Origin of the sequence: Kitasatospora sp. NPDC088346 (assembly GCF_044740765.1) — a bacterium.
In the GTDB taxonomy this organism is placed as follows: domain Bacteria; phylum Actinomycetota; class Actinomycetes; order Streptomycetales; family Streptomycetaceae; genus Kitasatospora.
In genome coordinates this window covers 1-13227 of sequence record NZ_JBIURH010000097.1, presented here as the reverse complement: position 1 = coordinate 13227, position 13227 = coordinate 1, and the positions used below count along the sequence as shown (strand labels likewise).

The window sequence follows — 13227 nt, the reverse complement described above, 5'->3', positions numbered from 1 at the left end:
GTACCTCACCCCACTCGAAACCCGAGCCAGACTGCAGCACGACTTCACCCCCGCAGCGTAAGCACCCGCTGTCCAGTTCCAAGGGGGAACTTCAGTTCGTCCAGGTCAGCCGAGTGCGCCCGGCTTCACACGTCCATCCCGGCCCTCCGGTGGCCCACGAGATGCTCGAGGCTGGCCTCACTCGCGACAAGCTCCTGCTGGAGCGCTGCGTGACTATGCGCTCCGTCCACCTGGGCTCCTCCGCCGCCGACCACGCCCTGCACGGCTACCTCGCCGAACTCTCCTGGGCCGGGGCCAGGATCATCCTCACCGTGCAAACCCTCCCGATGCGGATGATCCTGTCCGACGGCTCCCCCGCCGTCCCCGCCGAACTCCGCCGCCCTGGTGGTCCGCGGCGAGCAGTTGGTCGCCGTCTTCCAGCCACCACGAGATCCTCCGGATGCTCGCCTCCGGCCTCACCGACGAAGCTATGTCCCGCTGCCTCGCCATCTCCGAACGCACCATCCGCCGCCTGGTCGCCGAAATCACCCAACTCGGCTGGCTCGACGACACCGCCCCGCCTCCACTGCCCCGGGGCCTGACCGTCGGGCCGGTGCACCCCACCAGACGGATCACCCACCCCGGTGGTGTCAGTCGCCCGCTAGACCGCGGGCACGCCGGTAGTCCTTGATCAGCCCGCTGGACAGCCGTCCGCGCTCGCTGATCACCCGCCCCTGGCCCTTGGCCCACTTCCGGACCAGCCTCGGATCCACGCCCTCGGCCGCCGTCACGGCTACGGCCCCGACTGCGGCCCCCCGCTCCTGCCGTGGCGCCGGCACGGGGACTGACTGCGGGGACGGCTCGGGCGAGTCCGTGACCGCCCCTCCCGCAGCGGCGCTTGCACCACCGGCGGCGTCGATCACCGCAGCCAGCGCCCGCAGCCGAGCGGCGACCAGGGCTGGCGGCACCGTGACGACGTGATCGCCGTGGTGCTGCGCCACCGCGGCCACGAAGGGCGACGCCATGAACTCCAGGGCCTCCTCGATCTCCTGCCGCTCCAGCGGCGTCTCCAAGGCCCCCTTGGTCTCCCGCCAGATGTCGCGCACCCCCAACGCACCGGCACTGTGCTCGATGTCGACGGGATCGTTCCCGCTCCGCCACAAGGCGAGCAGCACCTGGCTCAGCACGTCCTGCCGCCGCTCCGCCGCCTGCCAGACCGGTTCGAGCACGCTCGCGTCCGTCACGGTCACCAGCCCGGAGATCTCGTGCGGTGCCAGCGGGGTGCGACCGTGACGCAGCACAGCGTCCGCGAGCTGCTCCGCAGTCAGCAGGGCGACCCCGCCGTCGGCCGCCTCTCGCTGCACCCGGGGGTCGAACCGGGGCCCAACCAACAGGGTGTGCTGCGCTCCGTGGCGCGCCCGGTGCTCGCCCAGCCGCAAGAACTTGACGTCCTGGTCCGTGACCAGCCCCGCTCCGTCCGTCTTGGCCTCCACCGCGACCCGCAGCTGGCCGGTCGGCGACCGCCACAGGTCGATGACCACATCGGTCTTCTTCGGCCCGCTGTGGGCCTCGACCTCCAGCCCGAGCGCACGGAAGGCCCCGGCAACCGCCCGCTCGAACCGCTGGTAGTCCGCACTGTCGGTCGCCGCCCGGACGATCTCGGCGGCCAGCAGCTCCCGCCAGTCCGGGACGTCAGCGACGCTCTCCGTCGTCCGCGGCGGATCGGGGCGCTCCCCGACCGCTCCGCCCGCCGGATCGGTGTCGTCCGACGGGTCGAGCAGCGGGAGCGTTCCGACCAGCGCGGTCCCCAATTCCGTCCTCCGGATGACCAGTCCGATCCGCTCGGCCAGCCCGGTCTCCAGCAGCAGCGCGACGCGACGCGTCGTCTCCTCCCGGGTGAGCTGCACACCGGGATACCTGCGGGCCAACAGGCCCACGAGCCCAGCAGCCTTCACCTCGTCGGCGATCGCGTCCAGGGTCTCCCCGACCAACGCGACCCTCATGTGCAGCAGCCGGATGAGATCCAGTGCTTCGCCCGAAGCCAGGCAGCTCGCCCCGAGGTCACTCGCGGCGAACGCGTCGGCCCCCACCTGGGTCAGGAACCCCAACGCCCGCAAGGTCTGCAAGGTCTGCTCTGCGGAGGATTCCGAAACGCCGAACTCCTCGACGCAGAAGTCCGTGAAACCGTCCCGGTCGATCTCGGGAACGGCCGCGTTCACCAGACGGCTGATTCCCTCCACCCGCCACCCACCCGCGACGTAACCCGTAGGAATTTTCCGCTCTCGCAGCGCCGCCTGGTCAAGGCCCTCCAGGCCAGCCGCCAACAGGGCAGGCGGCGGCGGGAGTTCGAGATCCGTGACCGGGCTCTTGCGACGGTGTGCCAGATCCTCCGGCTTCGCCAGCTCCAGGAGCGGCAGGAACCGCCGGCCCCGTTCGGTCAGGACGATCCTGCCGTTGCTCCAGAATTCGACCAGCCCGGCAGCCCGGAGCCAGTACACACGACGGCGCACCTGATCGAGCGATTCCCAGCCGAGGCCGTACTGCTCGACCGCCACCCTGTTCAGCTCGATGTGGGTCGTCCCCTCCCCGACACCGGCGAGCGCCTCCCCGATGAACCTGACGTTCGCGTGGAGCACCCCGATCAGGTAGAGCTCGTCACCGGCAGCGAGGAAGTGACGGGCTGCCTCCGTGAGCCTAAGACGCATCGGGCGCCCCTCGCGCACCAGCAGCCCACAGGTGCCCACGAGGTGCACTACCTTGCGGAGTTGGGTCGGAGTGTCGGCCCCGGGCCAGGTGAAGGACCGGTCGTAGCCGGAGTCCCTCGCAACGTCCACCAGGAACGCCCTGAGATTTCCGATGATCTCCGTCGGACCGCCCGGAACGTACGGTGCGCCCCCGGCGCGAGCTGGCCACGGAAGGACCTTCGGAAACTCGCCCGGAGTCAATTGCCGCTCTGAATTCACTGGCTGCCCTCATTATTTGCACGATCACAAGCACCATCGGAGATGCTTTCACTGGCACAGGATGTGCGATGAACATCCTCAATAAGCCGAGAAGTCCGAGATTCGATGAACTGTGAAAGAAGGTGATCACAGAAGAACGGATCCGACTCGTCCTCGCGAGCCGCACCCGGCCCGAAACCACAACGGCGCCCCGGCGCTTCGGCCAGCCGAAGTGCCGCACTACAGACGGGAGGGGCCAAGCCCTTTCCCAGCAGGTGGGCCGCCAGGGGTTCGAACCCTGAACCTACGGGTTAAAACCTTGTCCTACGCGGTGATCTTCGCCAGTCGTTTGTGACAGGTGATGAGGGCGGCGAGGTCACAGAAGGCCAGGTATAGCAGGTGGTCGCGCTCGTAGCGGCGGGCGATGCGGCGGTAGCTAGTGAGCCAGGCCATGGCCCGCTCAATCACCCAACGGTGGCGGCTCAGAGTCTGGCTCGACTCAAGGCCCTTGCGCCCGATCCGGAGCAGGATCTGCTGCAGCCATCACCGCAGATCGGGGCTGCCATAGGCCTTGTCCGCGTGGACCCTGCGGGGCGATAGTGCAGGCCCCGTTCCGGGTCGTGTTTCATCTGGAGGACCTGGACCAGCGGGATCAGTCCGTGCTGGCTGTGGCCGTTGCCGGCCGAGATGCCGACAACCGAGTCCACGACCATCCGCGATACGTCGAGCGCTTCCGCGGCGGCCAGGCGTTCCAGCACCGCCTGCCGCAGCCGGCCCCACAGCCCGTCCCTGGTCCAGATCGTGAAGCGGCGGTGCACCGTCGACTTCGACAGCCCGAAGCACGGCGGTAGATGCCGCCACGCACACCCGGTCCTCAGCACGTAAACAATCGCGGCCAGCACCGCCTCGTCGTCCAAATTCGCCGTCCCACCGCCCTGCGGACGCACCCGCGCCAACCAGTCCATAGCGGGACAGCCCATGCCGGGAACTCCGGCGCGACCGGGGCCGTAAGCCCCCCGATGCACGATGCCGTCCGAGCCCGCTGCGGCCAGGCTCGCTCCCCCGTTCTGACCGACTCGTGCTCTCCTGGCGGCTGGTCCCGGGGTCAGGATTTCCCCGGTGCCAGATCGGCGACGAGCCGGTCGAGTGCCGATTCCTCGTGCAGGGCCACGTTCAGTACCGTCATGGCGGCGGCGAGGTCGACGTCCCAGCTCGCCTCCACCGGGGCGCCGACGAGCGGGAGGCCAGGGCTGCCCTGGTCCCGCGCGTGGGCGGCGAGTTGTTCGTAGTCCTCGACTGCCATCCGCCACGGCAGGGCCGAGTACCGTCGGATGACGCGGTTGGCGAGCGCGATGCCCGGCCAGTCGAAGTCTCCGTGGTACAGCAGCAGCAAGCCGGCGTCCGCGAGGGTATCGAGGAGTTCGAGGACGACGGTGGAGGCGCTGCCCGAGGTGCAGACCAGAGCGCCCCCACAGCGGGCGTCGGCCGCCGCCTCGACCACTCGGGGGTTCTCGCAGATGTGCACCAGGGTGTCCGAGGGCGGTACGGCATTCAGCTCGCGCAGTTCACGCAGTGTCAGGTGGGATTCGGCATGGTGGTCGGCCCGTTCCCGCAGAGCCCGTTCGCGCCATCCGTGGCCCACTGGACGCAGGCCGTAGGTGAGCACGGTGCTCGATACCTCGTCGGGGACGACGGCTGCAGCCCGCCACAGGGCTCGCCGACCGGGCGCGTGCTCGGGCGGCTCACTACCCATGGCCCGCGCGATGCCGCGCAGGACCAGGCGGGACAGGACCGTGTCGTCGTCCAGGCCGTGTGCCGTGCCGGTCACCCGGGTCGCGAGCTCCCCGCGGCCGTACGGTGCTGCCTCCTCGTCCCGGTCGGACCGGAGCAGCCCGAGGACTCGGATCGCCTGGTGGAGCACGCCCGCCGCGTCCCGGGGCGCGAGCCTGCCGAGCGCACCGGTGCGGCGCAGGTCGTCGAGCCAGCTGCCCACCCAGTCCTGACCGGCCAGCGGCGATGCAGCGATCGCCGCTTCGGCCGCCGTCCACAAGGCGGCCCGCTCCTGCCGTCCGATGTCCCGCGCCGCCCGCCGGTCGGTCAGCGACAGCCCCAACTGTTCGACGGCTGCGACCAGCCCGCAGCCTGCCGCAGAGGCTCGCAGCCTGCTGTCCAGGTCCGCCAGGCGGATCGTGGCGGTACCGGTGGTGACCCGGCGGCCGAGCAGCAGGGACAGGGCCTCGCGCTCAGCCGCGGTGCAGGCGGCCAGCCGAACGCTGCCGCTCGGCTGGAGCCCGTTGCGTTCCAGCCGGTGGTGGACCGCTGTCCACATCCGGCCAAGGTCCGGCCGGGCCAGGAACTCACGGGTCTGCGGCGGAAGCGTCACACAGTCACCAGACGGCGGTTGCGTCCGTTCCAGGTGTAGTGCAGCGTGGCGACACCGCGCACGTGCGGGTCGCGCAGGCACTCGTAGATCTGGAGTGCGGGCACGTCGGGCCAGGTGCCCATCAGGCGCTCGCTGGTCAGGACGAAGTCGAGGTCGAGATCGACGAGGATGCGGCCGAGTCGGCCGTGGGTCGGCTCGTCGACCTTGGCGAAGGCATCGTCGAGAAGGATCAGCCTGGGCGCCCGCGGGGCGGTCTCGGCGAGGGTGGTGAAGTGTGCGGCGGCGGCCGCGAAGAGTGCAAGGTAGGAGAGGACCCGCTGCTCGCCCTGGCTGAGCCCGGTCCGCCCGGTGAACTTGCGTCGGCGGGCAGTGGACGTGTCGTCCAGCACCCACGGCTGGAAGGTGAACCACGTCCGGTAGTCGAGCGCGGTCCGCAGGTGCGCGGCATAGCCCACGGCCGGGTCGGCGCGGCGCGCGTCCTCAATGCGGCGCTGCAGGACCTGCCTCAGCTGCTCCGTCTGCTCGCGGGTGCGCAACCCCGATGGGCTGCGCAGGAGTTCGACGGCTGCCTGGATGTCCGCGTCGACGGTGTCGGCCAGTCGCCAGTCGAGTTCCACTCCGAGGCCGTGCGAGGTGCGGACGGACCGCAGGGTGGTGTTGAGCGCGTCGACCAGGGCTCCTGCGGCGAGCAGCTGGGTGGACAGGTGGTCGCCTAGCTCTCCGGTGAGGAAGCGTTGGAAGACTTCGCGCTCGCGGTCGGTGAGCCGGGCCCGGGCGTCGTCGGCCTGCCTGGCGATGCGTTCGCCGACCAGCGCCACGTCGTGCGGGCCGGTGTCGTCGACGAGCCGGCAGACCTTGATGCCGTCGGGCTCCTCCAGGGTCGCGTCGTAGCCGCCGGCGAGTTGGTCGCGCAGTTCGTTGAACCGGTTGAGCAGCGCGGTGTCGGAGACGTCGCGGCGCTCGGGGTCCAGGGCGCACTGCACCGCCTCGACAAGGGCCTGCAGGGCTCGCAGCCTGGTCCTGACGTCCTCCTGGGCCGGGTCCGGGATCGACAGCTCACCTGCGAGCTCGCCCAGTGCCGCGCCGCGCACGATGTCGGGTGTCGCCAGGGCGGTCCGCAGGGCGCGTCCGCACCGGATCACCTCGGCCTCCTGCGCCTGGAGCTCGTCGTGCCTGGTCCGCTCGTCCAGCTCGCCGCGCACCACGTCGTCGTGCAGGCGCGCGGCTGTGCGGCGTGCTTTGGGCAGCTCTTCGCCGATCTCGTCGAGGCGCCGGACGATGGTCTGTTCCTCGGCGAGGATGTCCTGCTCGGTCGCTCCGACCGCGCCCTCCAATGTGCGGATCTCCCGGCGAGCCTTCGCCAACGCGTCCGCCCGCCGCGCGTACTCCAGCTCGGCCTCCTCCCGGGCGGTGCGGGCCCGCTCATAGCTGCGGCGTTCGTCGCGGTGGGCGGTGAGGCCCTCGGCGGTGGCGTCGACGCTTCCGCGCAGTCGTCGGGTTCCGTCGGCCAGGGCGTCCAGCGCGGACCGTACGGTGAGCAGCGCGTCCCGGTCGGCCGGTAGGTCGTGCGCGGCGGCGGTGGCGTCGGCGCGGCGGCGGGCGTCGACGCAGGCGGATCGGGCGTTCTGGGCGGCGCGGGCCGCCGTCGCGGCCTGCTGCCGCAAGCCGGCCGCGACCCGCTCGGTCTCCTCCAGGCGTGCCCAGACGCCGGTGAGCTGCTGATCACGCGGCGGACGCCGCAGCAGTTCGAGGTCGGCCTGACGCTCGGTGAGTTCCCCCAGCTCGGACTGCGCGGCCCGTGCCTCGTCTTCGAGGCTTGCGAGGCGTTCGGCGAGCTCGGCGATGCGGCGCAGGCGGGTCTGTGCCCGGACCTCCGCGCCGACGTACTCCGCCACCGGCTTGGTGTGGGCACCGCTGGTGACGCCGAGCCGCCAGCGGCCGTCCGCGCTCACCGCTCCGCCCGCTGCCGTGCCGAGCGGGGCGCCGGCCGGGACCAGGGCAACGGCCGCCAGGATGCGGGAGACCTGCGCTGCCGTCACGCCGCTGTCGCCGGTGGGCACGGGGTGCAGAGCCTCGGCGAGTGACGGGCCGACGGCGGGCATGGTGGCTGTGAGCACGGTGTCCAGGGTGAGTGGGTCGAGCAGCGCGCCGTCCGCGCCGACCCAGGCGTCCAGGATCCCCGATGCCTCCAACGCCGCCTCGATACCGGCTCGTTCGGTCTCGCTCAGCTGCGGGGCGAAGTCGACGAGCCGGTACAGCGGGGCGCCGGTGCGCGGGGATCGTGGGGCGTCGCGGTGCGGCGGCTTCGGCGGGACCGGGTCGCTGCGCTTCTCCCATTCGGCCTTCTCGGCGCGGACGGCGTCGAGCGCCCGGGTGAGGTCGTGTGAGCGGAAAGCGGCTCGTTCACGCCGGTCCGCCAGGTCGCGCCGGTACGGCTCGAGCGCCTGGAACGCGGCGGACGTCACCTCCTCCGCGACCGAGGCGGGCAGCGTGCGGTCCTCGAAGGACGCTTCCGCGGAGGGGTCGCGTCCTACTGCGGCGCGCACGCCGCCGGCCGGTGCCCCTGATCGCTCCTCCAGCCGGTCCGCCCATGCCTCGACCTCGGCCGCGTACGCCGCGCTCGCCGTGACGACCGCCGCCTCGCGCTCCGTCACCCGGTCGGCCTCGGCCTGGACCTGCTCTTCGAGGCGTTCGTGCTCGGTGTCCGCCTCCCGTGCCTTCGTTTCGGCCTCGCGCAGCCCCTCGAGGAGGCCGGCGAGTTCCCCGACGCTACGGAGCCGGGTCTTCACCATCGGTTCGGCGGCGGCGAGTCGGGTGCTCCAGGAGCGCAGGGAGGCCGCTGTCCCGGTGGTGTCGCAGGCCTCCACCCGCTCGGTGTGCATCGAGGCGGTGTCTCCGTCCGGATCGGTGACCTCCTGCTCGGCCGCCGCGGCGAGCACCGAGGCGGTGCCGCCGACCGGATCGCCGAGATGCACCGGCGCCAGCCCGGACCGTTCAGCCTGCCCGCACAGTTCGCGGTGGGCCGCGCCCAGCTCGCGCAGTTGCCCTGCCGTCCGCCCGGCTCCCGCGGTGAGCGCGGACCCGGCGGCCGCCTGCGCGTCGTGGGCCCGCCTGAGCGCCGTGTGGGTGGCCCGGGCCGTCGCCTGGATCGCCGCCACGGTGCGACGTCGCTCGCCCAGTTCGTGCAGGCTCCGGTAGCCGGAACTCGCCCGCAGGGTGGCCAGGTCCGCCTCGGCCGTCGCGTGCTCCTGCGCCAGCACGTCGTGCCGCTCGGCGGCCTCGGCCTCCTCGGTGCGCAGCGCGGTGACCTTCCTGGTGGCCTCTCCGGCGCCGAGCCTGCGCTCGGCGAGCGTGCGGAGCTCGGCGAGGACCTCGCTCGACCGCCGGCGCAGGGCCCCTTGGAGGTAGCCGCGGTAACTGCCCAGGAACCGGCGAAGCGCCTCGTCCGTCCGCTCCAGCCGCCCGAGGTCGGTGCGGACGCTGTCCAGGTCGTCGAGGTTGCGGGCGACACTGTCGATCACGTCCTCGTCGAGCGCCGGTAGGGTCTCACCGAGGACGGTCACCAGGCCGCCGGACTCGATCCGGTCCCCGGTGGTCGGGCGACGCAGTCGGTGCAGCAGCTGGGTGAGGTTGCGGTAGCGGGCGGCGTCGGCCAGTCCGAACAGTTCGCGGGCCACCCTGGCGCGGTGGTCGGCGGGCCGGTCCAGCACGTTGTCGGCGCCGACGGCGGACCGCAGCCGGTCCAGTGGCAGCGGCTGCCCGGACTCGACGAGGTCGAGGTCCTCCCCCACGCGCAGTGCGGTCGTGAAGAAGAACGGCTTGGCCGAGTTGGTGGACTTCGACGCGCTGACGGCGGCGCCGACTGTCAGGTGGTGCTCGGTGCCGTCCTCGTCCACCCGGCGGAACTCGACCCACAGGTACCCGAGGCGGTTGGTCTGCTGGAAGCCGTCGAGCATCAGCCAGGCCAGCGTGGTGCGACCGGTCCCGGTCGCGTCGAGGGCGCGGGCGTCCGCGTCGAGCAGGTAGGGCAGCAGCATCTCCAGGGCCTTGGACTTGCCCGCGCCGTTCTTCCCGCGCAGCAGCAGACGGCCGCCGCCGAACAGGAACTCCTGCCGGTCGTACTGCCAGACGTTGAGGATCCCGGCCCGGTTGAGCCGGAAGCGGTGCGGGGCCGCGTGCTGCGGGAGCGGCTGGATCCGGTTCACGAGGGGGTCTCTCCGATCAGGTCGGTCTGCGGGGGGCGTCGATCGGCGCGCTTGATCGAGACGGCCGTGGCGTACCGGGCGGCGACGGCGAGCAACACCCACTCGCCAGTGGCGCCGGGCCGAGCCGCGGACACGTCGGTGACCGCCCGGCCGTCGCCGGCCGAGACCTGGTACTGCGGCGGCACCCCGTGGCCGTCGGAGCGCAGCCGGCCCGCCCGGGCCACCAACCTCATGCGGCTGAGGAGTTCGAGGACGTCAGCGCGCAGGGCGGACGGGTCCTCCAGGTATCCGCGATGCCAGTTCGCGCGCCGCCCGTACTGGTCGAGCAACTCGTCGACCAGCTCGCCGACCAGGCCCGGCGGGATCGGCACGCCCACGGTCAGGCGGCCACCGGTCGCCGGGTGGCCTGCTTCCTCGGGGCGCAGCCGTGCCACCAGGCGGTCGACCAGGAGCAGCGCGGCCTGCGCGACCGTCCCGGTGCCGGGGAGCTGGAGATCCGTCAGCTCGTCCTCCGGATCGATCATGGCGATGCCCTCGGCGCGGATCTCGGCTTCCAGGCCGAGCAGTTCAGCGAAGGCCTGCGCCTCTCGCCGCTGGCGGGTGCGCAGCCATTCGCGTTCGGCGTCGGTGAGCTCGTCGAGGTAGACGGCAGGGGTCTCCACCAGTCGCCGGCGCACGTACGTCCGCGGCCCGCCGAATCCGGGGTCGGCGGCGCGCAGGACAAGGTCAGCACCGTCGCTGCTGTGGCTCAGCGGGCCTGCCACGATCGAGCGAGCGATGTCCCGGTTGACGGTCAACAGGGCCTCGCCGTCCCGCTCCGCGGCGACCGAGCCGACGCTCCCCTCGGTCTCGGTCAACGCGCCCCAGACGACGAGTTGGCGAAGAGCCGCCGCGAGCGTGCGCTTCTCCACCGCCCGGCCGGAATCGTCGACCACCAGGCCCGCGTCGGCCGCCGCCGCCCGAAGGTCGGCCACCAACCGGGACAGCAACAGCTGTTCGGGTGCGGTCACCAGCACGGACAGGGCCAGCGCCAGGTAGGCGTAGGTGCGCGGAGTGAACGGCGTACCGGTCGAGCGCTCCATCCGGTGCCCGGAGCCCGGTCCGAGGCCCGCCTTGAACAGGCGCGCGTACGACGCCTCCACCAACAGGCGGTAGCCCAGGACCTGCTGGAACCGCGGGACCAGCCAGTCCGCGTGCCGGCGCACCAGCGGGAAGGTGTCGGCGTGCGGCCCGTCGGCGGTCACCAGCGGGTGGCGTAGCAGCAGCCGGGCGGCGCTGCGCCGCTCGGCGGTGAGAGCGACGTCGTGCGAGGAGGGCAGTGCCATCAGGCGCTCGCCTCCTCGACCGCGTCGCCCCGGCCGGCCCCTTCGGCGGCGGTGATCCCGATTTCCACGTCGTCGACCACCAGGTCTCCGTCGACCGAGCGCAGCATGGTCGTGCGTCCCGGTACCCGGCGCAGCGTCAGGCGCAGGTCCAGTTCGGCTTCGACGGCGTGAGCGTCCTGCAGGCCGAACCCGTGCGGCGCGGGCGGCTCGGCCCACCGCAGCATCGAGTTCCCGAGCGCCGCGGTCAGCAGCTCCAGCAGCAGTGCCATGGCAGGGGCGCTCAGCCGCACCTGACCGAACCGGTCGGCGACGCTGCGGAGTTCGTCGGCTGCCTCCCGTCGGGCGGCAGCCTGCTCGCGGGCCGCCGCGAGCAGCCGGGCCTTCTGCTCCGAGTGGTCCTCCACGGCGGCCGCCCGGCCGCGCGGCGCCCGGCTGCCGCGCTCACGCAGCGCCACCGGCACCTCGACCGTCGGACCGCTCCACCAGCTGACATAGGCCGGCACGGTACCGTCCGGGTCCGGGGCGAGGCCGAGGTGCCGTGCGCTGTAGAGCCCGAACGCCGCAACCGCGAGGTCGTGCGCTCCCTCGGGGTCGGCGGCGTCGAACCAAGCCGCCAGCCGCAGCAGATCCCGGCGGCGCGACATCTCCCCCGATGCCGAACGCAGCATCCGCTTGGCGTTGGCCAGCAGCGACTGCAGCGCGCGCAACGTCGCGTCCCGCAGCTGGTCGACCTGGCTACCCCGCCCACCCGTGTCCACGAACCAGTCGCGCAACGCCTCCCAGTCAGCGAGTTCGCGCCCCCGGCTGCGCTGCACGCGGATCTCGGGCAAGCCGTCGCCCAGGGCGCCCAACCCCGTGGCATGCGCGCCGATCAACTTCAGCAGCTCCTCCAGGTCCGGCCAGAGCCGGCCCAGGGTGGCCGCGATCCTCGGCGACCGGAAGGCGACTTCCTCCGTGATCGCCTCCACGTAGTCCAGCAGCAGCTCCTTGAACCCCTGGTACTCGGCGCCGTCCAGGTCGTACCGGGCCAGCACCTGGCCGAGGTAGGCATAGAAGTCCCTTACCGACTCGGCGAATTCGGCGAACTGCACGAACAGCGTGCTGACCTTTTCGAGCGCCTCCTGCGGATCGAGACCACCCGGCCGGCCGACGGCAGCGGCAATCTCACGCAACCCGCGGTCGACCAGGGCCAGCAGCTCACTGCTGACCTCGCGTGCAGCATCGGCGCTCGCCAGCACCTCCTCGGCATCGCGCTGCACCTGCTCGCCGAGCTTCGAGAGCTGGTATCGAGCGCGTGAACGCTGGTACTCGGCAATGCTGGCAGCCTTCACCGTGTGGCTGCTGCGCAGCAGGTTCCCCCACTTCACCAGCTGCTCCAGCCGCACCGTCACCACATCGGCGCTGGGCTGTCCTTGCCACGCCGCATCCCGCGCGAGCCTGGCTACCACGTCCGGCACGGCGAGGTCCGCGAGGAGCGTCGAACAGAAGACCCGCATGACGGCCACGTACTCAAGGCGCTCGGGGGCGCTCAGGTAGGAGTACGCGGCGAGGCGCTGCCAGACGCCGTCACCGGCCGACGACAGCGCAGACGCGGAGTCAGGGAGTTCGTCCGAACGGTGCGGGACTGGATGGTCCATGAAGTCGAGGTTACGAGATGCCACCGGCACCTCAGCCCCGAACCGGGAAAGTCGATCACCGTTCCTCCCCTGCACCGTGCCCGACCAGCAGGAGGCGCGACCGCTCGCCGGTGACCCACTCAGACGGAACCAGGCAGTTGCCCGACAACGCCGCATGCGGCCCTCGCCGCCGCCCTCAACCACGTCGACGCGACCTACGAACGGCGCTCGATCGCGGACAGCAGCAATCTCCACCACTCCAGGTTCGACGAGATCACACCGGTCGACCGCGACGGTGGCCGGCAACTTTTCCGACCAGCCGATCAACACCTCCCGCACGCCGGGGGAAACCCAGGCCCCCGGGCATCCGCTCAACCTGCAAGGGCCAAGCGCGTCGAGCACGTCTTCGACTACCGGAACTGGTACACGTGGGAGATCTCGCTGACCCACCGGCCCTTCTCCGACGACCCGACCAGCGATACCGAGGTCTTCCAGACCGTCACCCCACGCCGCAACCCGCTGGCCTGGCTCTCCGCAGGCGAGAAGCGCCTGGCAATCATGCTTCCACTGCTCGCAGCCGCCCACGCGTTCTACTCCACTCCGGCTACGAAGGCCCGCGGGCGATCTTCATCGACGAACTGAACGCCGCCCTCGACGCCCCGAACCTGCGCATGCTGCTTGCCCTCCTGCCTGCGTTCCGCGTAATTCAGGGGCTCTGGAGTCCCTGCCGGGTTGAAGGTGCAGGTCAGCTGGGTGGGGGCTGGTGACGCGGTCGGA

At 71.7% G+C, this 13227-nt stretch carries 8 protein-coding genes; all 8 read right to left on the bottom strand.

Features of this window, described 5'->3' with window-relative positions:
* Positions 1-629 precede the first annotated feature (629 nt).
* On the bottom strand, positions 630-2723 hold the full coding sequence (locus ACIOFR_RS40890) for a restriction endonuclease (protein WP_401005712.1): 2094 nt from the start codon (positions 2721-2723) through the stop codon (positions 630-632).
* A gap of 522 nt (positions 2724-3245) precedes the next feature.
* Entirely contained in the window at positions 3246-3374 is a 129-nt protein-coding gene (locus ACIOFR_RS40885; RefSeq protein ID WP_401005710.1) for a hypothetical protein, read from the bottom strand.
* 29 nt (positions 3375-3403) lie between these two features.
* On the bottom strand, positions 3404-3886 hold the full coding sequence (locus ACIOFR_RS40880) for a transposase (RefSeq protein WP_401005709.1): 483 nt from the start codon (positions 3884-3886) through the stop codon (positions 3404-3406).
* Between the two features lie 140 nt (positions 3887-4026).
* Positions 4027-5250 (bottom strand): TIGR02679 family protein, encoded by a 1224-nt coding sequence (locus tag ACIOFR_RS40875; RefSeq protein WP_401005707.1) that lies wholly within the window; start codon positions 5248-5250, stop codon positions 4027-4029.
* A gap of 50 nt (positions 5251-5300) precedes the next feature.
* On the bottom strand, positions 5301-9509 hold the full coding sequence (locus ACIOFR_RS40870) for a TIGR02680 family protein (protein ID WP_401005705.1): 4209 nt from the start codon (positions 9507-9509) through the stop codon (positions 5301-5303).
* A complete protein-coding gene (locus ACIOFR_RS40865; protein WP_401005703.1) occupies positions 9506-10834 on the bottom strand; it encodes a TIGR02678 family protein in 1329 nt (442 codons plus the stop codon). The genes ACIOFR_RS40870 and ACIOFR_RS40865 overlap by 4 nt, the downstream gene beginning before the upstream one ends.
* Positions 10834-12471, bottom strand: coding sequence for a TIGR02677 family protein (locus ACIOFR_RS40860; RefSeq protein WP_401005701.1), 1638 nt, complete (start codon positions 12469-12471; stop codon positions 10834-10836). Before ACIOFR_RS40860 ends, ACIOFR_RS40865 begins: the two co-directional genes overlap by 1 nt.
* 569 nt (positions 12472-13040) lie before the next feature.
* The coding region (locus ACIOFR_RS40855; RefSeq protein WP_401005699.1) for a hypothetical protein at positions 13041-13227 on the bottom strand (187 nt) is incomplete at its 5' end.